At 53.6% G+C, this 23,462-nt stretch carries 22 protein-coding genes; 19 read left to right on the forward strand and 3 right to left on the reverse strand.

All coding sequences use genetic code 11. The features are described from left to right. Window positions 1–1,734: a cache domain-containing sensor histidine kinase gene (locus NST44_RS15235; protein WP_007132202.1), complete on the reverse strand. Its 1,734-nt coding sequence runs from the start codon at window positions 1,732–1,734 to the stop codon at window positions 1–3. A 228-nt stretch (window positions 1,735–1,962) separates the two neighbouring features. On the opposite strand from NST44_RS15235, the gene NST44_RS15240 reads away from it, so the two are divergent. From NST44_RS15240 to NST44_RS15250, 3 genes are all read left to right on the forward strand, one after another. After that, the gene (locus tag NST44_RS15240) at window positions 1,963–3,090 is read left to right on the forward strand and encodes a rhamnogalacturonan acetylesterase (protein ID WP_007132201.1); all 1,128 of its coding nucleotides are present in this window, start codon (window positions 1,963–1,965) and stop codon (window positions 3,088–3,090) included. A gap of 162 nt (window positions 3,091–3,252) precedes the next feature. Then, a complete protein-coding gene (locus NST44_RS15245) occupies window positions 3,253–3,633 on the forward strand; it encodes a sensory rhodopsin transducer (RefSeq protein ID WP_007132200.1) in 381 nt (126 codons plus the stop codon). After that, complete coding sequence (locus tag NST44_RS15250) at window positions 3,630–4,046, forward strand: GNAT family N-acetyltransferase (RefSeq protein WP_007132199.1); 417 nt, start codon at window positions 3,630–3,632, stop codon at window positions 4,044–4,046. Before NST44_RS15245 ends, NST44_RS15250 begins: the two co-directional genes overlap by 4 nt. A gap of 446 nt (window positions 4,047–4,492) precedes the next feature. Here NST44_RS15250 and sstT read toward each other — a convergent pair whose 3' ends face one another. Beyond that, window positions 4,493–5,722, reverse strand: coding sequence for a serine/threonine transporter SstT (sstT, locus tag NST44_RS15255; RefSeq protein WP_007132198.1), 1,230 nt, complete (start codon window positions 5,720–5,722; stop codon window positions 4,493–4,495). 663 nt (window positions 5,723–6,385) lie between these two features. Beyond that, complete coding sequence (locus NST44_RS15260) at window positions 6,386–6,658, reverse strand: hypothetical protein (RefSeq protein WP_007132196.1); 273 nt, start codon at window positions 6,656–6,658, stop codon at window positions 6,386–6,388. A gap of 687 nt (window positions 6,659–7,345) precedes the next feature. Here NST44_RS15260 and NST44_RS15265 point away from each other — a divergent pair. The 16 genes from NST44_RS15265 to NST44_RS15340 all read left to right on the forward strand — a co-directional run bounded on the left by NST44_RS15265 (window position 7,346) and on the right by NST44_RS15340 (window position 23,461). Further along, window positions 7,346–8,452, forward strand: a complete 1,107-nt coding sequence (locus NST44_RS15265; protein WP_007132195.1) for a Gfo/Idh/MocA family protein — start codon at window positions 7,346–7,348, stop codon at window positions 8,450–8,452. Between the two features lies 1 nt (window position 8,453). Further along, complete coding sequence (locus tag NST44_RS15270) at window positions 8,454–9,356, forward strand: hypothetical protein (protein ID WP_007132194.1); 903 nt, start codon at window positions 8,454–8,456, stop codon at window positions 9,354–9,356. Between the two features lie 121 nt (window positions 9,357–9,477). After that, complete coding sequence (locus tag NST44_RS15275; protein WP_210094722.1) at window positions 9,478–10,191, forward strand: GNAT family N-acetyltransferase; 714 nt, start codon at window positions 9,478–9,480, stop codon at window positions 10,189–10,191. Next, window positions 10,188–10,979, forward strand: coding sequence for a lipid II flippase Amj family protein (locus tag NST44_RS15280; RefSeq protein WP_007132191.1), 792 nt, complete (start codon window positions 10,188–10,190; stop codon window positions 10,977–10,979). The genes NST44_RS15275 and NST44_RS15280 overlap by 4 nt, the downstream gene beginning before the upstream one ends. Before the next feature lie 54 nt (window positions 10,980–11,033). Further along, on the forward strand, window positions 11,034–11,318 hold the full coding sequence (locus NST44_RS15285) for a hypothetical protein (RefSeq protein ID WP_007132190.1): 285 nt from the start codon (window positions 11,034–11,036) through the stop codon (window positions 11,316–11,318). Window positions 11,319–11,758: 440 nt separating this feature from the next. Continuing rightward, the gene (locus tag NST44_RS15290) at window positions 11,759–12,457 is read left to right on the forward strand and encodes a FadR/GntR family transcriptional regulator (protein ID WP_007132189.1); all 699 of its coding nucleotides are present in this window, start codon (window positions 11,759–11,761) and stop codon (window positions 12,455–12,457) included. A 91-nt stretch (window positions 12,458–12,548) separates the two neighbouring features. Then, a complete protein-coding gene (locus tag NST44_RS15295; protein WP_034273300.1) occupies window positions 12,549–13,928 on the forward strand; it encodes an acyclic terpene utilization AtuA family protein in 1,380 nt (459 codons plus the stop codon). Then, a complete protein-coding gene (locus NST44_RS15300) occupies window positions 13,912–14,238 on the forward strand; it encodes a DUF4387 domain-containing protein (RefSeq protein WP_007132187.1) in 327 nt (108 codons plus the stop codon). The genes NST44_RS15295 and NST44_RS15300 overlap by 17 nt, the downstream gene beginning before the upstream one ends. Window positions 14,239–14,241: 3 nt before the next feature. Next, window positions 14,242–15,135 carry an ABC transporter permease gene (locus tag NST44_RS15305; protein ID WP_007132186.1) on the forward strand — a complete coding sequence of 298 codons (894 nt, stop codon included), beginning with the start codon at window positions 14,242–14,244 and terminating at the stop codon, window positions 15,133–15,135. A 12-nt stretch (window positions 15,136–15,147) separates the two neighbouring features. Then, window positions 15,148–16,020, forward strand: a complete 873-nt coding sequence (locus tag NST44_RS15310; RefSeq protein WP_007132185.1) for a carbohydrate ABC transporter permease — start codon at window positions 15,148–15,150, stop codon at window positions 16,018–16,020. Between the two features lie 62 nt (window positions 16,021–16,082). Beyond that, complete coding sequence (locus NST44_RS15315) at window positions 16,083–17,582, forward strand: extracellular solute-binding protein (protein ID WP_007132184.1); 1,500 nt, start codon at window positions 16,083–16,085, stop codon at window positions 17,580–17,582. A 14-nt stretch (window positions 17,583–17,596) separates the two neighbouring features. Then, window positions 17,597–18,760, forward strand: coding sequence for an ADP-ribosylglycohydrolase family protein (locus NST44_RS15320; RefSeq protein ID WP_007132183.1), 1,164 nt, complete (start codon window positions 17,597–17,599; stop codon window positions 18,758–18,760). Between the two features lie 287 nt (window positions 18,761–19,047). Next, a complete protein-coding gene (locus tag NST44_RS15325; RefSeq protein ID WP_210094721.1) occupies window positions 19,048–21,159 on the forward strand; it encodes an ADP-ribosylglycohydrolase family protein in 2,112 nt (703 codons plus the stop codon). A gap of 27 nt (window positions 21,160–21,186) precedes the next feature. After that, window positions 21,187–22,116 (forward strand): ribokinase, encoded by a 930-nt coding sequence (gene rbsK / locus NST44_RS15330; protein WP_210094720.1) that lies wholly within the window; start codon window positions 21,187–21,189, stop codon window positions 22,114–22,116. A 239-nt stretch (window positions 22,117–22,355) separates the two neighbouring features. Next, entirely contained in the window at window positions 22,356–22,541 is a 186-nt protein-coding gene (locus tag NST44_RS15335) for a hypothetical protein (protein ID WP_007132180.1), read from the forward strand. 371 nt (window positions 22,542–22,912) lie between these two features. Continuing rightward, window positions 22,913–23,461: a nucleotidyltransferase family protein gene (locus tag NST44_RS15340; RefSeq protein WP_210094719.1), complete on the forward strand. Its 549-nt coding sequence runs from the start codon at window positions 22,913–22,915 to the stop codon at window positions 23,459–23,461. The last annotated feature ends 1 nt before the right edge of the window (window position 23,462 follow it).

Here is a 23,462-nt window from a genome sequence, read left to right on the forward strand (position 1 = left end):
TTATAGTGGCAGTGATAGAATGATGCGGGCGCCGAGCCCAGGTCGGCTCTCGATATATAAACCGTAATTGTCGCCGAAGGCGAGCTTCAGGCGTTCGTCGATGTTAAGCAGTCCGATGCCGTTGCCTGTCGTCTGCAGGCTTCCGCTTCGAAGCCGGTCGAGGGTGTCCGGAGCCATGCCCGGTCCGTCATCCTCAACGATGACGCAGAAGGCATGCTCCTCCCGCCGGGTGTACAGGGCGATTCTGCATGGCTCGACCGATGGCTCCAGCGCGTAGTGGATTGCATTTTCAAGCAGCGGCTGCAGGGACAGCTTCGGAAGTCTGCGCTCCAGGTCCTCATCCGGTACGTTCATGCTAAACTCGAGCCGGTCCTCAAAACGAAACTTCTGGATGATGATATAGTTCTTGACGATTTCGAGCTCTTCTCGTAGAGAAAGAATCGGCTCCTTCAGGCTGACGGAGTTGCGAAGGAGGAAGGCCAGCGCCTGTACCATATCGGAGATTTGCGTCTGCTTGTTGATTTTTGCAAGCCAGTTGACCGACTCGAGCGTGTTGTAAAGGAAATGTGGATTGATTTGGGCTTGGAGGGCCTTGAATTCGGTCTCCTTGACGAGCAGCCGGCTCGCATAATTTTCGGTGATCAGGACATTGATTCTCTCCACCATCAGACGAAACGTCCGGTGCAGCAGACCGAGCTCATCCATCGCGACGGGCGCCGCGTCTTGGGGGAGTACGTTAGCTTCAGCGAAATTCCCTTTCTCGGCCAGCTTCATCCGGGCGATCAAGCTTTCGATCGGCTTGGTCAGGCCCCGGCTGAACCGAATGCCCAGCAGAATGGCGACGGCGAATATCATGCCGAATACCATGATGACAAGCTCTTTGATAAAAATGATTTGCCTAAAGGCCTGATTGAAGGGGGTAGCATTAATATAAGTCCAGCCCGTATTGAAGGAACGGTTATATGCAACAAAATACGTGTGCCCTTCAATCTCCCGGGTAAAATATCCGCTGCCGGATGATACGTCAGCCTGGATGGACGCCGGGTCGAAGTTCGGCCGGGTCGGGTAGATGACGTCCGTTCCCGAGGTCATGATCAGCTCTCCCTCCTCAGCTGCAGATGTACGTACAAGCTTGTCGATATTGACCCGAACTACGATCGTGCCCAGATATTGAAGGTCGAACAGGGTTCCTGAATAGGAGCGGATCTCCCTGGACAGCAGCAGGGCCGGGTCGTGTTCATCGGGGGAGAACCAGCGCTCTTCACCATCGGCATCGCCCGCAAGCTGCATGATATGCTGCATCTTGGAGGGAGCGATCGGTATGACGCTGCCGACATCGTACTGTTTGTTGAAGGAGTCGATCAGGTGGATGGAGTAGAGCATAGGCTCGGATCCCACGTAGTTGAGGAGCCGATCGACAAGGCGCTGTCTCAAGGTGAGCCGGTCATAGTCGGAGTCGCTGTTGGAAATCGCCCGTAATATTTGCTGGATCTCCGTGTCGGTAACCATGTTGAAAGATAACTGCTCGATTCGCTCAAGCTCGGATTCGATGGCTGATGAGGACAAGTGTAGGACCTTGGACGATTTGAGGTACAGCTGCCCGTCGTAGATGGAGAAGGCATACTGCTGAACGATGACCGCGAAAGTGAATGCCATGGCCACGATCAGCGCGATGAGGAGCGACAGCTTGTTTTTGATTTTCATATTTTTGTAGACTGTGGTCCACTTCCTCACGGCATCCGTCTCCTTACCTTGGAGTTGAAATGTTGTGTACACATTATGTACCGGGTTGTAAACGCTGTCAACATGGTTATCCAGCGTCGGTATCCGGCTTGCGAGGTGCCGCTTCGGCCTTTGGCAGTTGACCGGAAATTTAAACAAAATAGCCGGATAAATAGATGGAATTGCGCATTTGGGATCGTGCATAATGGGGAAAGAGCGATTTAACGGGAGGGTGCTATGATGCAGAGCGAGGACCGCTATGCTTTTGATTTCGGAACCGGGGAGCCTGCCTTGGATTACGTGAAAATTATGTCCGACACGCTGTACGAGCCGGAGCGGGGGTACGGTTTCTTATCCGCTTCTGGCCTTACGGGAATACGAAGGGAGGGGGAGACGGGACTGGGCGCTGACTTTGTCATCCCGCTTGAAGCCGCCTTTCGGGTGGACGTGCCGAAGGACGGATTATATACGCTTCGTTTGACGATCGGCGACCCGTGGTTTGCGACCGAGACGACGGTCAAGGGAACGGACGGACAGATGCTGTTGTATCAGCTGCGGACGCCGCCCGGTTATATGGAGCGTTTCAGCGTAACGTTGCCGGCAGTCGAGAGGCGGATCGTGCTTTATTTTTCTGGAAGAGCGCCGCGATTGAACGGATTGGAACTGGCACCGGCACCGGATGCTTGCACGTTGTTCATCGCAGGGGATTCAACCGTGGCGAATCAGCCTGCCGATGGCTATCCCTATGCCGGCTGGGGCCAGATGCTGCCGGCCTGGATGAAGCAGGATGCAGCTGTAATCAATGCCGCCGCTTCCGGTCGAAGCTCGAAAAGCTTTGTGGACGAAGGCAGGCTGGACCGGATATGGACTTGCATGCGGCCGGGGGATTATCTGTTGATCCAATTCGGCCACAATGACCAGAAGTCTGACCCTAGTCGATATACGGAGCCTTTTTCGACATACAAGGAGCATTTGAGGATGTACATCGACGGCTGCAGGGAGAGAAAGGCCGTGCCGATTCTGGTCACCTCGGTTCACCGGCGTTTTTTTGATGATAACGTCCGGCTGAAGGACACGCATGGAGATTATGTTACCGCGGTCCGCGAGCTCGCGCAGGAAGAGCAGGTGCCGCTTGTCGATCTGGCTGCAATCAGCATGGGGCTGTTCAACGAGCTCGGTCCGGAAGGTACACGTTCGATCTTCATGTGGGGAGCGCCGGGAGAGTGGATGAACTTTCCGCTCGGGGTTTCGGACAATACGCATTTTCAGGAGAGGGGAGCTCTTCGTCTGGCCGAACTGGTGGCCGAGGGTTTGAAGTCCTTGGCGCTTCAGCCGTTGTCCTTGTTTTTGCGGATGCAGCAGGGATGAGCGTCAGCTGATGACCTATCGTAATCTAACGGCAACCGAAAGGTAGAAGCGTGCTCCTCTCTTTTCGCCAATGCCTTAAAGGTTGTAGAGGAGCCGATGCCCTGTGCGACGAATGTTTACTATAAAGCGAGAGCTAAAAATGCGTCAGGAGGTGTTTTTCGAATGTCAAAAGGCGAGACTTTGTGGATCATTCCCGATGGCTATATCCCGCCGCAGAGCAGCGGGGAACTGACGAGTCATGAGTCGGTATGCGTGCTGAATACATCGGAGGAAGACGTGACGGTGACCATTCATGCCTATTTCGAGGATCGCGAGCCGCTGATGGGCATGGAAACGATCGTGCCGGGGAGACGTACCCGTCACATTCGTACGAGCTCGCTAAGCGCTGATGGCCGGACGATTCCCGCAGGCGTGCCGTACGCCATGGAGGTCGTCTGCAGCGGGCCCGTCTATGTGCAGTACAGCCGCCTCGATGCTACCCAGGCGGAAAATGCGCTTATGAGCGTTATGGCGTACCCCGTCAAGGGGAGCGGGAGCATATGAGCCAGGTTGAGCCTGCAGTTACTTATACGTCGGAGCTGCCCGGGGACTTTACGGCGCTGCTCGAATTATATGAGACATTAGGCTGGAACTTCCTGAACTTGAACATTGGAGACCTTCAAGCCATGTGCGCAGGAAGCTGGTATAGTGTTTATGCCTATGAAGGGAAGCGCCTCGTGGGCATGGGACGTGTCATTTCGGACGGAGTCCTTACCGGACTTCTATGCGGCATTTGTGTGCATCCGGATGTTCAGGCCAGAGGGATCGGCACCGGTATCGTTCAAAGGCTCGTCATGCAGTGCGAGAAGTTTGGAGTCATCCCCCAGCTGCTGTGCGAACAAGAATTGGAAGGCTATTATGAAAGGCTGGGTTTTACGGCATTTACGATCGGCATGAAAAAACACATAGCGCGCTAGGTCAATAGGTCGTAGCCCTGCTACCGCAGACAACAAAAAGGAAGTTTAAGCGGCGATTTGTTCCCGGCATTCTACGGGGATAGATCGCCAATTTGTTTTGCGAACATCTCTCGTTGTAGTAAGCCATGTGTTCTGCCGCTCTGCCATCATTCGTGCAGCATCCGACAAATTCTATCTCTCCTGATCCCTAGCGTCCCGATGATCATGGAGTAACTCCAATTTTCCTCCAATCGTAGGCGCGCCCCTATTTATAGTTCCTTTGTTACATCGGTTTGAGGCTTGTCGTTTCTTGGGGAATAAAAAAATCCCCTCAGATCTACAGCGTTGAATTCATTGGAATAAGAACTCTTCTTTCACTGTATACCATAAGGGGATAATACCAAATTGACTTCCCTAATTATCCACTACAAGCCATGGAAGGACAGTTCACAGACCGACTGCTTTCATTAGGCTTTCGCAATCGTTGCGTTTTCTTCTTTACGCTTCTTCGCATACTCCGCCGTGGCCGTAAACAGCACGTCAGAGGAAGAATTCAGCGCGGTTTCGCAAGAGTCTTGCAAAACGCCGATAATAAAGCCTACGCCAACTACCTGCATGGCAATGTCATTCGAAATGCCGAACAAGCTGCATGCCAGCGGAATGAGCAGCAGCGACCCCCCAGCCACCCCGGAAGCGCCTGCTGCGGCAATCGCCGATAAAATGCTGAGAATAAGCGCTGTGCCAAAATCCACCTGAATCCCGAGCGTATGGACCGCTGCCAGCGTCAAGACCGAGATCGTCACCGCTGCCCCCGCCATATTGATCGTGGCGCCTAGCGGGATGGATACCGAATACGTATCCGGGTTCAGCTTTAATTTCTCGCATAATCGCATATTGATCGGTATGTTGGCCGCAGAGCTGCGGGTGAAGAACGCGGTAATGCCGCTTTCCCGAAGGCAGGTCAGCACCAGCGGATACGGATTTTTGCGCAGCCTTGCATAGACAATGAGCGGGTTCACGACAAGCGCGATAAACAGCATGCATCCGACAAGCAGGAGCAGCAGTTTCCCGTAATCGAGCAGGGACGCTAGTCCGTTTGCGGTAATGGATTCGAAGACAAGCCCCATAATACCGAACGGAGCAAGCTGGATCACCCATTTGACGATTTGGGATACCGCATCCGAGACATTTGTCAGCAGGCTTTTCGTTCCCTCCTTAGCGCTTCGCAGAGCCAGGCCCAGCAGGATCGCCCATGCCAGGATTCCGATATAATTGGCTTTCATCAGTGCGTTGACCGGATTATCGACAACCTGTAACAGCAAGGTCCTCAGCACTTCGAGAATGCCCTCTGGCGGAGTCAGGTCCGTCGATCCCGTGACCAGCGACAAGCTTACCGGAAAAATAAAACTGGCGATGACCGCCACCAGCCCCGCCAGAAATGTGCTTATACCGTACAGGACAAGGATCGATTTCATATTCGTCTGACGGCCTTTCGCATGGTTCGAGATGGCGGACATGACGAGGAACAGCACCAATACAGGGGCAACCGCTTTTAACGCGGATACAAATAAAGTACCGAATAAACCGACTCCAGTCGCACCGGGAACAATCAGGGCAAGGATAATCCCTGCAATGATCCCCGCCAAAATTCGTTTTACAAGACTTATTTGGTTCCACTTGAGAATAATTGCTTTCATCTTACTCCTCCGAAATATGCAATTTCAAAATATCAAAACGCACCGCCTCGACGCTGCAATGTAATATAGCGCTAGTTTATCATGTAAAGTGAAGATTGTATATAACTGGTAATATATATGATTGTTTCCAGAAGTTAGAATTCAAGGGGGCGGTCGGAATGAGCAAAGCCGTCATGCGATAATATTGGAGGTGTTACCAGAGTATGTATAGACCTGGGACAGCTTTCGGGACTCGTTGGGGCCGAGGCGAGGAAGTAGGGCAGAACAAGTCCTATTTAAGGATTTGCAGGGGTCAGGAGCGCCGCAAAAGACAGAACAAATCCCGTTTCGGGACTCGTTGGGGCCGAGGCGAGGAAGTAGGGCAGAACAAGTCCTATTTAAGGACTTGCAGAGGCCAGGAGGCCCGCAAAAGGAAGAACAAGTTCCGTTTCGGGACTTGCTGGAGTCGAGGCGAGGAAGTAGGGCAGCAGCTAACGGCGTTCCCCTAAAACGGGACGTGGTGTGCGTCAACCGGCGTATCATAACAGATTCGAGTCTCTAAGGGGCGTCAACTTGTTTCAGCTCATACACGTCAATCGAATCCTCTCGAATTTCCAAGGCGATCTTCGTATCATCCTTACGAAAAAAATGCACATGACCCAGACGCTCTTCCTAGATCTCGGTTTAGCCGGAAGCTCTGATCTCCTCCAGGTAAGCCTTCGGCGGATATAATCCCTGCTCGCCTCCGATATTTTCCAACTCGTACTTTGCACCCTCCGCGATATTCGGATTCCCGAACGTCGCCTCACGCTCCAGCGCTTGCTCAGGGACAGGGAAGTCCTCATGAACGGACGACATCTTGTATTCGTTGATAACAACAGGCTTGGGGGATGATGCGCAGCCGATCGTTAAGGCGAACATGACGAGCACCAGGAACGCAATCAGATTTTTTCGCACGGGAAACCTCCTTGGCAATGGATAAGTGTCTATTAATTGCGTTGAAAAATAAGTTTCTATTGTTTCCGTTGAACCGGTCATTAGAAATCATACAACAAAGGTTAATAATTATGTCACATGCCCGTCATTTTGCTCCTATTCGAGCTGCTCGAAGTTGCTCGGTAGCTTTGCAATCCTCTGGATAGGTTTGCAATGCTTCATGTTTTTGTAACGACTCTGATCTGGTAAAAGTTTCAGATGATTTCCTCGATGGTGGAGCCCCAACAGATTTTTAGCACAAACAGACACATCGGAGGTAAATAATGTTAAAATGGAAGCGAGTTAGAAGGCTGGCATGTACATTCATAGCATGACCCGCCAGCTTGGGTCAAAGCATGAACACAGGCAAACGCAGCATCATAAATTAGCATCGGTTCTTCAAGACAGGTACCGGTGAGAGTAACGATGGAGCTTTTGTTTATACGCCATGCCCAGGCAGAGCATGCGATGAATCCATTCCGCCGTTTTAGCCTTCGAAGGACGATGCGGGCGTGGAACCTCGATGTCCTGCCGGAAGCTTCTGGGTACGAGGTTACGCGATAGGAATTTTTGGTAGAGACGGGAAGTTATTGAGGAAGGTCGTCAGGGATTAACGTGGAAATAGTCAGTTGAACTAATCAGCAATATCACGCGGTAAGGAGCGTATCCATGAACAAAATCAATGTCGGAATTATCGGCACCGGCTTCGGCGCCGAGGTTCACGCCCCCATCTTCCGGCTGCATCCGGGCTTTCAACTGAAATCGATCGCCAGCGTATATCGAAGCGATCATGGAGCGAAGCGTTCGTTTCAGGACATCGCCTTTTACAGCAACTGGCGTGAAATGCTGGAATCGGAGGAGCTGGATTTGGTATCGATTGCCTCCACGCCCGCACAGCATCACGGCATGGCGCTGCAAGCCCTCCGAACCGGGCATCATGTGCTGGTAGAGAAGCCGCTCGCCATAAATGCCGGACAAACCCTGGAGCTGGTCGAAGAGGCGAATCGGCTGAAGCGATGCGCATTCGTTAATTTCTTATGGCGGCTTACACCCCTTCGGCAGCGGATTAAAGCCATGCTGGACCAAGGACTACTGGGCCGGATTCAGCATATTCGGTATTGCGGCAGCTTCTCGGGCTATTCCACTCTGGCGGGAGGGCAGCGTGGCTGGGAGGGCCGAAGCGAGGAGGGAGGCGGCTTCCTGTTCGCCGTCGGGTCCCATATGATCGATTCCCTGATGTGGTGGATGGGAGAAGAGATTGCCGAGGTTCAGGGAGATCTCAGGACGCATATTCCGAGTTATGAAGGCAGCGACGGCCGTGAGGTGCGCAATGCCGACGATGCATTTGCATTCACGGGCCGGTTCCGCAGCGGTGCGAGCTTGGCGGTGGACGTATTCCTGCCTGGCAGAACCGGTACGGGATGGAGACTGGAGATATACGGGGATGAGGGGACGCTCGTTATGCGAGATGACCGTATGTTGGAATTCAGCAGAGGAGGAGCATTGGAGCCAGTTCAGATTGAGGGCGTAGAACCGCCGAAGGGATTGACGGTTCCGGCCGTTCATTACTACGGCGGCTTCTATCCGATGATCGACAGCATCTATAGGAAGCTGACAGACAAGCCGTCGCCGCTCGAAATCCCGAACGTTGCGGACGGACACCGAACCCAGGCGGTCATGGATGCAATCCTTCGTTCATCCGAAACGGGTTCGCGGGTACAGATCGATGATCTATCCCCTTGGAATCAGGCCATTGCCGCGAGGGGGGAGGCCTAGCATGAGACGATTGCAGATCGGCATGTGGGAGCAATTTAGCCCCGATCGGTGGGAGCAGCTGGCCATGCCGCTGATCACCGGGATGGAGGTATGCTGCCTGCCGGATCGAGCCGCTTTAGCCCAGGTCCGGGATTTCTGCCGTCAGCACGGGCTTGGATATGGAATCCATGGACCGGTGCTTGCGGAAGACGGATACCGCCTGCCTGTGTTAAATGCACCCGCCCCCCGGCAGTTTAAGGAAGAGCTGCAGTACATAACCTCCGAGGTTGAGCTGGCTTCATCCTACGATGCGGACTACATCCTGTTCCACTATCCGTTTTATCCGGTGTTTCAAGAGCCCTTCACGCCCTTTCCGCGGCTTCCCGACATTGGACACCGCTACAGCTGCGAACAGCTGGGCAGAGGGCAGTTCAGGGATATCTCCATAACCTTGTTTGAACATCTCGCCGAGCTGCAGCAGCGCTTTAAGCAGCGGATCGTGTTGGAGCATGACTTCTTCGGGGATTACGGTGACATCGTGATCGATGCATTTCTGGCCTATCCGGAGATTCGTTTCGTGCTGGATACGGCAAGGCTGGATATCGCCCGCAGGGCTTTTCCCGGATTCGCCCCGTATTCCTTTATGGAGGCGCTCGCGCCGCAAATCGATGTGGTCCACTACAGCAATGTCCGTTATGAGGGCGGTACGTTCAAGCATCATCTCCCGGTGCTGCCCGAGCATGACGAGGATGAGCGGTTCGGCGACGCATATGCCTATTTGGAATACGCAGCGACGAGGAATCATCAATTTCATGTGACGTTTGAGCACGATGCCAGTCTTGTCAGCAGGCAGGAGCTGGATGCGATTTATCGGCGAACCGCTGCACTTCTCAAAGAGAAGGAGAGCTTACCGCATTCCAGCTGACCAAGGCCGCATTCCAGCTGACCAAGGCCTCTCATGCCATGTAGGCTTGCTAAAGCACGAACCTGGTTCAGCTGGAAGGTATCCGTTACGTAATGATAACGCGAAGGATGGAGGGAAACTTATGCCCTATGCCGCATACGATGATGCGGAGCTGATGCGGATCCAGTCGGAGACGTTATACCTGCTGGACGGCCGAAGGCGGATCATCGGCATCAATGAGCCGTCGCAAGCCGCCGAAACGGCAGTGTTCGTTGGCACAACACGCTTCGGACGGGAGGTGCTGGTAGCGGCAGATATGCCGGACCCCATGGAGGAAGAGCTGCGGATGCAATGCGAACGGGGGACTAACATGAGCATCGTGCAGATGAGCAAGACGATCGAGACATACATGCCGGTAAAGCAGATATGGGTCGGGCCGGCCTATGTGTTCCCGGACAAACCGATCGAGCCAGCAGCCGATCCGGGCATCGTGTTCATTGATCAATCCAACGCAGACTTGCTGGAGACCTACTTTTCAGAGATCAAGTCGGAGCTTGAGGAACGCCTGCCGGTCATAGGCTGTGTGATCGGCGATACGGCCGTATCCGTCTGCTGCTCGGCCCGGACTTCCGCCAAGGCGGCGGAGGCAAGTCTCAGCACGGCCTCCGATTTCAGGGGGCGGGGACTCGCTGCCAAAGCGGCAGCACGATGGGGCTGGGAGATTCGGCGGTTGGGGCGTATTCCGCTATACAGCACGGCTTGGGACAATCTGAGCTCACAGCGAATTGCCCGCAAATTGGACCTTTATCAGTACGGGACGGATTTTCATATCACCATTCAGAGGAATCGCTTATGATTCAAACGCTGATTGTCGTCTTTGTCCTAACGATGGTCATTCATACGGCGGAAACATTGTCCTACTCGATCCGTTATGCAGGCGTTAAGCTGAATAAAATAGCGGTAGCGCTGTCACTGACGGGCATCGTCCTGCTGGTGTCGCGGACCTCGAATTTAATCCAGGCCCCGCTCACCGCCAAATTCGTGGATTACGCCGAAGAACACACGTCATTTGACGTGCTCTCCTATTTTCGGATCATATTGCTTGCCGCTTCGATCGGCACCATCGCAGCCATTGCGCTGTTCCCGACCTTCGTCAACCTGTTCGGACGAATCATCAACAAGCTTGAAGTAGCCGGCTCCATCCCGAAGCTGATCTCGAGCGTGACGGTCGGTCAGCTCAAAAATACAAGGCATTACATAAAGAAGCCCAATCTCAGCTTGAGCCAGTTTCGATATTTGGGCGTGCCCAACCGCTTTATTTTACTTCATGTCGTCGTGACCGCTTTTTATACCGTCGGGGTGCTTTCGTCGTTGTATGCGGCTCATCTCGTGCCCGCGCATAGCACCATGGCCTCCCAAGCCTCGGGGTTAATCAACGGCATGGCTACCATTATTTTAACGATTTTTATCGACCCTCAGCTAGGCCTGATCACCGATAAAGCTACGCGGGATGAAGAAGCGAAGAATCAGCTGGGCAAGGTGTATACCATGCTCATGGTTTCGCGATTCTTCGGAACGATGCTGGCCCAGCTCGTCATCGTTCCCGCTGGATATATGATCAGCGTTATTGTCGGCTGGCTTTAGAGGAAGTCAACCTATCCGGGATTATGGGATGCAATGATGGAGGATGATGATGCTATGATTTCATGGAAACGGATCGCGCTTGAATCAGTATTGTTCGCCATCGCGGTATGCGGCGGATATATGTTGTTCGGGGTCTTCCAGGGAATGATATTGACTCAAACCTATGTGCCCGACATTCAAAGCCAGTATGAACATGTTGAACATCTGCAGTCCCAGGTATCCTTCGGCGCTGTACTGCGCGGTGGAAAACTAATTACGGTACAGGGCGCGGCCCTATTTCTGATGCTGTGCGGCTTGTATGGAAGCATAAGATATGCGTTTGCCAGGCGGAAGCGCTGACTCGCAGCATTTTTTTCGCTTGGTTTTTAGCGGCTCTCAGGATAGCGGCATAAGTCGTCACATGCAGGTGGCCAATCCCATGCGACAGGGAGGGAGCACGTTCGAACAATAAATCGTTAATATATTACACCTAAGATGCCCCCGCCTAAGAAACGGGGGTTGTGCTTTGCAGTATTTAGGCGCACTGTAGAAGAAGCTTGTTTTATTTCGGAGGCTCACAAAGCCATGAACGATCAGGATATTATAGCCGCAGTTCTTCGCGAATTGGATCACCCAATTACTCTGGAACGATGCCGGAAATTCGAATAAACGGGTCTGAATTAATATGTAAGCGCTATATTTTTTGCTTGACAGCCCAATTGTGAACGGTTTATGCTAAATCTGCGGTCCATTGGATGACCCAATTAGTGATTGTCATGAAGGATAGAGAGGGAAATCATATGACCATTAAGAAGATTAAATATCATCGGGTATATGAGGACGTCATTGAACAGATCAAAAATTTGATTTTAGAAGGAAATCTGAGCCCCGGCGATGTTCTGCCGACCGAGCGTGAGCTGGCGCAATCGTTCGGGATCAGTCGCGGAACGCTGCGGGAGGCCTTCCGCATTCTCGAGCGGGAAGGGCTGATCGAAGCAAGGCCCGGAGGGGGGCGTTTTCTCAGCAAGGCGCTGGATGTTGCGGAGGACCGAAGCCGGATTCTCGACAATATCGAACGGGCGACGATCATTGAGCTGCTGGAAGCCCGGGAGCTGTTCGAGACGGGCATTGTGGAGCTGGCGGCCAAGCGGGCAACGGAAGAGGATATCGCCGACATCGAGGCGGCCTTTGAGAAGTGGGGACAGGTCGGGTTAGATGACGAAGACCGTTCCAAGCCGGATCAGGCCTTCCATTTATCGATCGCGAAGGCCACGCATAACGTCGTGCTCGTGAATATGATCGAGCTGCACATGGACCTGCTCCAGCGCACCTTGAACAAGACCCAAGCGATCCCCGGTCGCAAAAGCGAGGTCTATGAGGAGCATCTGCTTATTTTACAGGCGATTAAGGAACGCGATCCGGTGAAGGCAAAGCTCGCCTTGCTGAACCATCTGAGCCGGGTGAAGGAGAACATACAGAACAATTACATTCATGCATAGCAGGGGAGTGGCTTCCCCTTTTTTAACACAAATTGGATAATCCAATTATCCAATGGGCATGAGTGAATATTTTGGTAAAGAGGGACTGCAGATGAATACAGACATTCGAATTTTATCCCCCTGCGGGATGCTTGGATACGGGTTTCCGGAGCAATCCTTCATGAACGGATTGAAGTACGAGCTGCACGGCATTGTGGTCGATGCTGGCTCAACCGACGGGGGACCGCATAAGCTGGGCGCCGGCGTATCCATCGTCAGCAAGCGCGCGGTAAAGAAAGACCTGAAGATCATGCTATCTGCCGGCCTCCCCCGGAACATCCCGATCATCATCGGCTCAGCCGGCGGTTCCGGCGCCAGAACGCATGTCAATTGGACGCTTGCGATCATTGACGAAATATTGAGCGAGCTTGAGATGGAGGCGAAGGTATCGGTAATCTGGGCGGACTTCACGCAAGACGAAATCCATCAGGCGAAGAGGGAAGGACGCATTCAGCCGCTTAGCCCGAACATCCCGCCGCTGACGGATGAGATGATCGATACGACAAAGAGCATCGTGGCCCAAATGGGACATGAGCCTATCGTGGAAGCGCTTCAAGCCGGCAGCGAGATCATTGTCTGCGGCCGCGCTTATGATCCGTCCCCTTTCGCAGCGATCGGCATATTCCACGGGAAGGACCCGGGGCTCTCCTACCATCTCGGCAAAATTCTCGAATGCGGCGCGCTGTGTGCAGAGCCCGGCACGACGAAGGACAGCATACTTGGCACCATAGGGGAAGACAGCTTTACCGTTCAGTCCCTGAATCCGGCACGCACCTGCAGTCCAACCAGCGTTGCGGCCCATACCTTCTATGAGAAGGAGCATCCGTACATCCTGCACGGGCCCGGCTTTACGCTGGATCTGGAGGATTGCCGGTTCGAAGAGACGGAGCCCGGCATCGTCCGCGTCAGCGGAAGCCGGTACCTTCCTGCCGAGAAATACTTCGTCAAATTGGAAGGAGCAAGGCGCGTCGCCTACCGCACCTTCGTGATTGCGGGGATCCGCGACCCGATTCTGATCGGGAAGCTGGAGGAGGTCGAGGATTACGTCCGAAGTCAGGCGAGAGAGTATTACAGCGAAATTCCCGAATCGGATTACCAGATCCGGTTTTACAATTACGGGAAGAACGGCGTACTCGGCAGCAAAGAGACGGAGCCCTTCCAGGGGCACGAGGTCGGGGTGATGTTCGAAGTGGTTGCGAGGACGCAGGAGCTGGCTAGCAGCATATGCGCCACCGTCCGATCGACCTTCCTGCATTACGGCTATGAGGGCCGGAAGGCAACGGCCGGCAATCTGGCGTTTCCATTCGCCCCAAGCGATATCGAGTTCGGCCCTGTTTACGAATTCTCCGTGTATCACCTGATGGAATTGACCGACAATGCGTTCCGTATCGAGTTTCGAAAGGGAGGTTATAAGCATGACCGTGCTCGGTGACGTGGCGAAGGTGCTGCGGAGCAAGAACTCCGGCCCCTTCGAGATTACATTGGACGTCCTGTTTGATTCCAAAGACGATTATGACAGAGTTAAACAATCCGGCTGCATTACGAAACGAACCATCTGCGATCTGTACCGGGTCAAGGAGGAACAGATTCACCATCTGGTGTTTTTTGACCAGGCACTCGGCTTCAAAGTGACCATCTCGCGGGATATTTCGTCGGGCAGCGTCGGCGACCGCGATGTGTACGGAGCACAGCAGCATGCTCCGCTGATGAAGCTGGCCATCCATCAATCAGAGGAGGAGTAGACGATGAAGGTGCTCAGACGCTTGAGGCAGGATTGGGTATTGTACGCCATGCTGGCCTTACCTCTGCTCTACTTTTTCATCTTTCACCTGATTCCGCTCTATGGCATGAAGCTCGCCTTCCAGGATTATCGCATTCTGGGCGACCATGTCTGGGTCGGCTGGAAGCATTTCAAGACCTTGTTCAGTTCGCCGGCCTTCACCAGCGTACTGGAGAACACGATCATTATCAGCTTGATGAAAATCATCTTCGTATTCCCGATTCCGATCATGCTGTCCCTGCTCATTAATGAAGTGCGCAGCAGCAAATACCGCAAGTATGTGCAATCCGTCGTCTATCTGCCGCACTTTCTGTCCTGGGTCGTCATCGCGGGGATCTGGATCAGCCTGCTGAATCCGGCGGACGGCGCGGTCAATCTGATTGCGAATTTCTTTCGATTGCCGTCGGTCGATTATATGACCAGCAAAGAGCATATCCGCTGGGTGCTTGTTTTCTCCGAAATTTGGCGGAGCGCAGGCTGGGATTCCATCATTTATCTGGCCGCGATCATGAAGATCAGCCCGGGATTATACGAGGCCGCAAAAATCGACGGCGCCACCCGGCTCCAGCAAATGCGGTACATTACGCTTCCTCATTTGTACAGCACGATTGTAACCGTCTTCATTCTGAACCTCGGCTTCTTCATGAATGCGGGCTTCGACCAAGTGTTTAACTTTATGAACGATTCCATCATCAGCGTGGTGGACATTCTGGACACCTACGTATACCGGATCGGTATCGGAAACGGGCAGTTTGCGTATGCAACCGCGGCTAGTCTGTTCAAAGGCGTCATCGGGATCGTCCTCATCCTGGGCACGCATTTCATTTCGAAACGCATCTCGGGCAAGGGCGTCTGGTAAAGGGGGAGAATGATGAGACGGCTGGAGTTTTCGAAAATCGTCATATATGTCTTGCTGTTCCTGTTCACGCTCATGGTGCTGGTTCCCATCCTGAACCTGCTGGCGCTATCCTTGACGGACCCGGGCAAGGCCCACCTGATGGGCGGTCTGGATATCGTGCCGAAAGGCTTCACAACGATCAATTATCAGCTGCTGTTTGCCAATCCGCTGATTACAGGCAGCATCATGAATTCGGTGTGGATAACCGCTGCGGGGACGTTTCTGAATCTGCTGCTGACGTCCATGGCCGCATATGTGCTGGCGAGAACGGAGTTTATCGGCAAAAAAGCGGTGCTGTTTCTCCTGATCGTCATTATGGTATTCGAGCCGGGCATGATTCCGGAGTATCTGCTGATTAAAGATCTTGGACTTATGAATACGCTTACCTCTTTGATTCTGTATAAGGCGATTAACGTGTACTACCTGTTTATCTTGATGCGGTTCATTCAGGATATTCCGGAGGAGATATTGGAAGCCTCCCGGATGGATGGCGCCGGGCATTTCCGGCTCTACACCCGGATCATTCTGCCGCTGTCGAAGCCGGGGCTTGCCACGCTGGGACTGTTCTACGGCGTGTACCACTGGAACGAATATTTTCGGGCGACGCTGTACATCTCGGAGCCGGGCAAATGGCCGCTTCAGGTGGTGTTGCGGCAGTTCGTCGTCCGCAAGGACAACACGTCCTTGATGGGCAATCAGAATATGTTCGACAGCGCCATCAATTTCGATTTTGCTTCCTTGCAGGCAGGGACGATCATCATCGCGATCGTGCCGCTGCTGTTCCTATATCCTTTCATTTTGAAATATTACGCCAAGGGCGAGCTTGAAGGAGGGGTCAAGGATTAAGCCGGGAAGGCAAGATGTATCCGCCGCGTACGTTCATTTTCTAAAAAGGGGAGAACAAACCAATGAAAAAGGTAAGCCTGTTGTTAATCGTTGCCATGCTGGTTATGGTCATGTCCGCATGCACATCGAACTCTAACTCGAACGCGCCGGGCGCCGGGCAGGAGCCGGAAGCGGCAAAGCCTGACGGAAGCGGGGATCCCGTGACGCTGAAGATCGTGTATAAGGATGAGGGGACGGCCAATCCGGTCTCCGTAAAATTTTTCGAAACGCTGGAGAAAGCATTGGCAGAAGATGAGGGGCTGAACGTAAAGTTTGAGCTCGTCGATCTGGCGCAAGGCAGCTATGCCGAGAATTTGAATCTGCTGCTGCTCGGCGGCACGATTCCGGACATCATCTATTTCCAGGGCGGCGACCAGCAAATCTCGGAGCAGGGACTGCTGGAGGATCTGACGCCGTATATCGAAAAATCCAAGTACATCAAGGACATCATGGAGCCGCATAACAAAACCCGCATGGAGAGCTATCCGTATCTAATGTGGATCAAGCCGCTCGCGCCGAAAGCGCCGGTGATCCGCGCCGACTGGTTCAATGCGATGGACAGCTCGAAAGCGCTGATCGAAAATCCGACCGTCGACAATTATTACGCCTTCTTTAAAGAGCTGGTGGAGAAAAAGCCGGGCGAAGGCAAGCCTAGTTATGCGCTGACCGCCGCCGGCGATATTGCCGAGATCAATTTCATTTTCAATACCGCTTTCGGCCTTGACACGACTTGGCTCAAGAAGGCTGACGGAACGTATGAATATTCCAAGGTATCCCAGAACGAGAAGGAAAAGCTGACCTTCTATAACAAGCTTTACAAGGAAGGTTTGCTGGACCCGCAATTCATCACGAAGCAGTGGGACACGAAGGAGGATGCCTTCTATAAAGGAGATGCGGCCGTAATTACAGGCACCGTCGGCAAAATCTTGGATCTGTACGACGGAAGAATGCAGGATCTGGGAGGCAAGGAGGCCGAGCTGATCGTGCTGCCGCCTGCCAAGGGAGACGGAGGCCAGGGCTTCGGGGCAACCGACGTAACGAAGGAATCCCGCGGACTCGCGATTTCTTCGCAGTCCCCTCACAAGGATATTGCCTTCCAGGTGTTTGATTACTTGGCAAGCCCGAAAGGACAAATGCTGGACCGTTTGGGATTCGAGAACGAGCATTTTACCGTGGAGAACGGCGAGATTGTGCTGAACGACAAATATTACAGCGAGTGGTATGCACGCTTCTGGGAGCCGACCGAGATGAAATCGGAAACGCCGCTGAAGACGCCGCTGCTTGGCAAGCCGGGAACGGAGTCGCTGAGCATGGCTTCGGAGTTTTACACCGAGGACAACAATTTCCTGATTCCCGATCAATTCGTTGCCAACTGGGATGCGATGAACAATCTGTATAAGGAATACTCGACCGATTTCATTACCGGCAAGAAGGACCTGTCCCAGTTCGATGAATTTGTTGAAGCTTGGTATGCTGCCGGAGGTACGGAAATAACGAAATATGCTAACGAGAACATCAAGTAAGGAGCTTGAAGCTGATGACATCCTTTCGTGACCGAGTAAGGGGCGTGGTCCTATCGACTGCGCTCGGGGATGCCTTGGGGGCTCCCGTCGAGAAGCTGACCTATGCGGAGATCAAGTCCAAATACGGCCGGGTGGAGTCGCTGATGACCAAGTGGCATAAGGCGGATCTTCCCGCCGATGTCCGGCTTGGCAGGATGCGGGGGGACGGCATCGTTACGGACGATACGCTGATGACCATCGCGCTGATGAAGGTGTATATGACCGAGGGCAGGCATTTGGACGCCTACGACATGGGCAATGAATTCGTGAAGGAAATCGCATTTCGCAAGACCTACGTCCCGGAGCTGGATCAAGAGACGCTGATTATTGATCGGCTGTTTTACCCGGAAAAATATATCTTCATGCGCCATGTGCTGGCAAACTGCGATCCGCGGGAGGGCGGCATCGGCAATATGGTCAACTGCGGTGCGGCGATGTACATCGCCCCGATCGGAATCGTCAATGCTTGCCATCCAAAAGCGGCTTATGATGAAGCGATTCTGTTCGCGATGGGCCATCAGAGCAGCTACGGACTGGAGGCTGCCGGTGTGCTTGCAGCCTGCGTTGCCAAAGCCTTCGAGCCGGGCGTGACGGTGGACGATATCGTCCGTACGGCGATCGCCCTCGCGAAGGACGGCACAAAAGCTGCGATCGCCGAACTGACGGAAGCGGCCCGAGGCTTGCGTCCGTTCCGGGACGATATGGACAGGGTCGTTGAGACGTTCCAAGAGATCCTGCTGAAGTACTCGCCGATGGGCGATGACGTCAGCCGTCATATCGACAAGTTGGGCGTTCCAAGCAACCATTACACACCGAGCCGGCTGTGGTCGATTGAGGAGCTGCCGCTTGCGCTTGCCTTTATGGTGCTGAATGACGGCGAGTATTACCGGACGATTCTGGACGGCGTCAATTCCGGCCGGGATACCGACTCCATCGGCGTTATGGCCGGCGTCATCCTTGGCGCTATGCATGGCTATGAAGTGATTCGGACCGAGGACATCGAGCAGTTAAACAAGGTGAACCGTCTGGATCTATGCGGCATCGCCGACCGCTTCTCCGAAATCGCAGCCGGAATCATCGAGGAGGATCTGCGGATTTATGAAAGCAGAAAACGAGTATGGATGGATGAGTTGCTTTAAACCTTTGAATTTAAAGCGTTGAATATGAACCGTTAGATTCGAACCGTTATCAAGCAACCTGATCTGAAGAATTGTCGGTCGTTTCAGCAGGATTTCGTTATCCAAGAGAGCAGGAAATCCGGACTGTGACTTGCCGGACTTGCCAGGGGCGGTAAGGCTTATTTTGAGGGAGACATCGGTATTACACGAGGCTACCGAGCTTGCCGCCCCGATCAAGGAATGAAAGAAGGAACATGACTGGCCTTGGCACAACTTGTTCAACTGGCTGGGAGGGAGAGTGGACGTTTATGTTACCTGAGAATTATGTAGAGTCGGTCTATGCCGGATTTATCGGCATGAACATCGGCATTCGGCTGGGAGCACCCATTGAGCCAGTGGCTTGGACCTACGAACGTATACGTGACGTATATGGGGATATCCGCGATTATGTGAAGCCGTATACCACGTTTGCGGCAGATGATGATGCGAACGGGCCGGTGTTTTTTATACGGGCGCTTTATGACGATGCAGCAGACCGGGAATTGGAGCCGGAGGATGTCGGCAGAGCTTGGCTCAATTATGCCCGCGAAGGCATCGGCATGTTCTGGTGGGGCGGGGAGGATGTCAGCACGGAGCATCGTGCCTACGTGAACCTCCGCAAAGGAATCCCCGCTCCGAAGTCCGGCTCGATCGAGGTGAACGGAGAGGAAATGGCGGAGCAGATCGGAGGCCAGATCTTCATCGACTCCTGGGGGCTGCTGTTCCCCGGGCGGGCGGAGAAGGCCGCCGAATACGCGGAGAAGGCGGCGAGCGTATCCCATGACGGCAACGGGCTCTATGGCGCACGCTTCATGGCTGCGTGCATCGCCAAAGCTTTCGATGCAGCTTCCGTCGGTGAAATCATAAGCGAAGGGCTGCGCATGATTCCGGCAGATTCTACGTATGCACGCGTCGTGCATGCGGTCCTGGATTTCCATCGCGAGCATCCCGAAGATTTCAGGGCATGCCGGCAATACCTGGAGGACCACTGGGGCTATGATAAATACACCGGGGTGTGCCATATTATCCCGAATGCCGGCGTATGCGTGCTTGCCCTGCTGTATGGCGAAGGGGATTTCGCCCGTACGGTCGAGATCGCGTCGATGTGCGGCTGGGATACAGACTGCAACGCAGGCAATGTCGGCAGCATTCTTGGTGTATACGGCGGTCTGGCCGGCATTCCGGACCACTATCGCAAGCCGATCAATGATTTTATCGTTGCCTCGAGCGTATCCGGCTATTTGAATCTGGTCGACTTCCCCACCTTCGCCAGGGAGCTTGCGCTGCTCGGCTATCGGCTGAACGGAGAAACGGCCCCTCAGGATTTGGTGGAGCGCGTGAAGCCGGGCGAGGTGTACTTCGATTTTGATCTGCCGGGCTCAACCCACGGCTTCCGCACCAGCAATCCGTTCAAGACGCCTGTTGTCAGGCACTCGGTGCAGCATTCATATGACGGCAGGGGCTCGCTCGAAATTGTGTTTGACCGATTGGTTGAGGGTGACAGCAGCAAAATTTATTACAAGCCGTTCTACCGAAGAGCCGAGTTCAATGACGAGAAATATAAGCCGACCTTTGCTCCGCTGGCCTATAGCGGTCAAACCGTTTCTGCGAAAATCTATGCGGATCAATGGGAGGGTGAGCCGGTCACGCTGACACCATACGTACGCAACACTTATAATAGAGAAGAAATATTGCTGAGCCCGGTTACGCCGGAGAATGGAAAGTGGAACGATGTCGAATGGGTGATTCCGGATACCAATGGGGCCATGATCGATGAGATCGGCTGGATCTTGGAGAGCCCTTCCCCTCTCGCAGACCGAGCCATCGGCCGGCTGTTCATCGGACAGTTCCGCATTACGGGCGAGGCGAAATACGCCATCGATTTTTCCAAGCAGGCCAAGGAATTCGGCTCAGTCACCCCGTTCTCCCACCATCGGGGAGTATGGGAGCTGCGCGATGGCGCACTCTGGGGGAAGGCAGAAGGGGATGCCTCATCCTACTCTGGCAATTACTATGCGAAGGACATGGAGGTCGAAGCGGTTATCACGCCGATCTCGGGGGACAGCCATTGTCTCATCGTAAGAGCGCAGGGCGTGATGAGGCACTATTTGGCCGGCTTTGACGGTCCGAACGCCGTATCGTTTATCAAGCAGGATTTCGGAGTGAAACGGCTCATCACCGCAAGATACGATTGGGAGCATGGGCAGGAATATCATTTCAAGCTGAAAGCGCAGAAGGATCATTTCACTTTGTATATCAATGGAGAAAGTGTTCTGGAGTGCAAGGACGCTGCATTTGAACACGGCATGTTCGGGTTCGGCTGTCTGGAGGATGGGGAGCTCGAAATTCGAAAGGTTCAGGTCCGAACGTCCGTATCGTAACTAGAGACAACAAGGGAGGAGATCGATGTGGGTAAGCTGTACGTCATTGGCAGCATCAACATGGATGTGGTCAGCAGCGTATCGCAGTTCCCGCTGCCGGGGGAGACGATTCACAGCAGCGGAACGTCCTTCTTCCCCGGAGGGAAAGGGGCGAATCAGGCCGTGGCCGCCGCAATGGCCGGCGCGGAGTGTGCGATGATCGGAGCGGTCGGCCAAGATCCGTTTGGCGATACGCTCGTTTCTTCCCTGGAGGATCGGGGAGTAGAGGTGAAGTCCGTTCTAGCCAAGGAAGGCACCTCGGGCATGGCGATTATTACGGTTAATGAAGAAGGCGAGAATCATATCGTGTTGTCAGCGGGAGCCAACGGCCAATTAACGGAGGCTGATGTCCAAGCGGAGGTCCGCTTTGAGGATGTTTATGCAGTCCTGCTGCAAAATGAAATCCCGTGGGAGACAAACGTGGCTGTCATTCAGTCTGCGAGTGCAGCGGGGGTTCGCGTCTGGCTGAACCCGGCTCCTGCTCGGGCTTTGCCTCCGTCGCTGTTTCCGCTGCTGGATACATTGATTCTGAATGAGACGGAGGCGGCTGCCGTCAGCGGCGTGAAGGTGGAAGACCCGATGACGGCCGAGCTTGCCGCAGGGAAATTGTTAGGCCTGGGAACGGAGAACGTGATCGTTACACTGGGAGAGCAGGGATGCTTCTATGCAAATCGCCGAGGAGAACGGATCACCGTGCCGGCTTGCCGCGTGAAGCCCGTGGATACGACGGCCGCAGGCGATACCTTTATCGGTGCATATGCGGCAGCGAGTTCAGGGGGCATGGCAACCGAAGCTGCGCTTCGATTCGCTGCAGCTGCCGCCGCGTTAACGGTCACACGGCCCGGTGCACAGGCTTCCATCCCGTCCAAGCAGGAAATCGAGTTGTTCTTGGAGAAGCAGCCGGCATCAGCTCATTGATGGAGCACTTCTGTTCGGAGGATTTACCCTAAGCAGCCAATAGCCAATAAGCTATAGAGGACGTTTACTTAAAGCTCCCTCTATGGTTTTTTGGCTTTTTCTTAAGACTGGGCGGCTTGAACAATGTTCAAATTTTAAGTATGTACTCATTCAGCCATGTTCTTGCAACATGTTGCGGCACCCCCGTTCATACAATGTAGAGTCAGCGAAATGATGAATGAAACGGGGGATTGAATGTAATGGCCAAGCAAAAAAGAGGAAAGGCGCTGTGGCATCTGCCCAGCCGAGCCCGGGGCACGTGTCCGGTGTGCGGAAGCACGCGAACGAAGCTGCTGTATCCGCGGACGAAGACGGACGGAACGGCACTGAAGGTGTGCAAGCGCTGCGACGTCGCATCACAGGAGCGAATTGACGCGGCGGTCTGACCGGCGGTTGCGGTACTCAAAGGCGATTTGATTGTAATCAAGCCTCAAATCCTGCTCGGGTGGAGTCTCGATCTACTAAGGGGCTTTCGTTTGCTTAAAGGAATATCTTGTGAACTTTGCTGTATTGCCGGCAGGGATTAACTGGAATATAATAGGTTTACTTGTTGACTGAGCATAGACCGTTTTCCATTAGGAGGCGGTCTTTGGCTTTTTCGCGGGAGGATGTAATCGTTCGGACGAGCCTTCGCCGTTATTCCTTCTGTAACTATTTTTCTGAAAATGCAGCTAAGCCTTAAAGTTGTGCGCTCGGTTAAAATCAGTCTTGTTTTCAAAACTTGGATGTTACGGCATGCTTGCAGGAGGTGAATGGAATGTTAGAGGAACGCTTAAAGAGCTGGATCAGGGAGCATCAGCCATTAATGGCTGATTTGCAGCGGGTGCGGGAGCTGGACCTGCCGCAATGCTATATTGCTGCAGGCTATATCCGCAACTATGCGTGGGATATTCTCCATGGATATGATCGTTCCGATCGGCACAGCGATATCGATGTGGTGTTTTTTGATCCGGACGATGCTTCCGAGGACCGGGACGAGCATCTGGAGCGGAGACTAAAGGAAGAGACGCTGAATCCCAAGTGGTCCGTCAAGAATCAGGCCCGAATGCATATCAAGAATGGGGACGGGCCTTACCAGTCAACAGCAGATGCGATGTCGATGTGGCCCGAAACCGCTACGGCCATCGGGGCTAGGCTAAATCCGGCTGGAGGAATCGAGCTGATCTGCCCGTATGGACTGGAAGATTTATTCGGGCTTCGCGTCAGGCGCTCCCCCGCATTCTTAAAGCGTGAGTATTATCTGGAAAGGGTACTAAGAAAGGAGTGGGCGAGCCAGTGGCCGCTGCTTACGATTTTTGAGGATTAGC

The organism is Paenibacillus sp. FSL W8-0919 (genome assembly GCF_038003785.1).
GTDB classification, from domain to species: domain Bacteria; phylum Bacillota; class Bacilli; order Paenibacillales; family Paenibacillaceae; genus Paenibacillus_AQ; species Paenibacillus_AQ lactis.

Bases quoted from the DNA above. Each gene is read 5' to 3' on its own strand.
- NST44_RS15290 (WP_007132189.1), top strand. From the start codon at position 11,759: ATGACCATTAAGAAGATTAAATATCATCGGGTATATGAGGACGTCATT.
- NST44_RS15305 (WP_007132186.1), top strand. From the start codon at position 14,242: ATGAAGGTGCTCAGACGCTTGAGGCAGGATTGGGTATTGTACGCCATG.
- NST44_RS15325 (WP_210094721.1), top strand. From the start codon at position 19,048: ATGTTACCTGAGAATTATGTAGAGTCGGTCTATGCCGGATTTATCGGC.
- NST44_RS15310 (WP_007132185.1), top strand. From the start codon at position 15,148: ATGAGACGGCTGGAGTTTTCGAAAATCGTCATATATGTCTTGCTGTTC.
- NST44_RS15245 (WP_007132200.1), top strand. From the start codon at position 3,253: ATGTCAAAAGGCGAGACTTTGTGGATCATTCCCGATGGCTATATCCCG.
- NST44_RS15285 (WP_007132190.1), top strand. From the start codon at position 11,034: ATGATTTCATGGAAACGGATCGCGCTTGAATCAGTATTGTTCGCCATC.
- NST44_RS15265 (WP_007132195.1), top strand. From the start codon at position 7,346: ATGAACAAAATCAATGTCGGAATTATCGGCACCGGCTTCGGCGCCGAG.
- NST44_RS15340 (WP_210094719.1), top strand. From the start codon at position 22,913: ATGTTAGAGGAACGCTTAAAGAGCTGGATCAGGGAGCATCAGCCATTA.
- NST44_RS15270 (WP_007132194.1), top strand. From the start codon at position 8,454: ATGAGACGATTGCAGATCGGCATGTGGGAGCAATTTAGCCCCGATCGG.
- NST44_RS15240 (WP_007132201.1), top strand. From the start codon at position 1,963: ATGCAGAGCGAGGACCGCTATGCTTTTGATTTCGGAACCGGGGAGCCT.
- NST44_RS15315 (WP_007132184.1), top strand. From the start codon at position 16,083: ATGAAAAAGGTAAGCCTGTTGTTAATCGTTGCCATGCTGGTTATGGTC.
- NST44_RS15280 (WP_007132191.1), top strand. From the start codon at position 10,188: ATGATTCAAACGCTGATTGTCGTCTTTGTCCTAACGATGGTCATTCAT.
- sstT (WP_007132198.1), bottom strand. From the start codon at position 5,722: ATGAAAGCAATTATTCTCAAGTGGAACCAAATAAGTCTTGTAAAACGA.
- NST44_RS15320 (WP_007132183.1), top strand. From the start codon at position 17,597: ATGACATCCTTTCGTGACCGAGTAAGGGGCGTGGTCCTATCGACTGCG.
- NST44_RS15335 (WP_007132180.1), top strand. From the start codon at position 22,356: ATGGCCAAGCAAAAAAGAGGAAAGGCGCTGTGGCATCTGCCCAGCCGA.
- NST44_RS15300 (WP_007132187.1), top strand. From the start codon at position 13,912: ATGACCGTGCTCGGTGACGTGGCGAAGGTGCTGCGGAGCAAGAACTCC.
- NST44_RS15250 (WP_007132199.1), top strand. From the start codon at position 3,630: ATGAGCCAGGTTGAGCCTGCAGTTACTTATACGTCGGAGCTGCCCGGG.
- NST44_RS15275 (WP_210094722.1), top strand. From the start codon at position 9,478: ATGCCCTATGCCGCATACGATGATGCGGAGCTGATGCGGATCCAGTCG.
- NST44_RS15295 (WP_034273300.1), top strand. From the start codon at position 12,549: ATGAATACAGACATTCGAATTTTATCCCCCTGCGGGATGCTTGGATAC.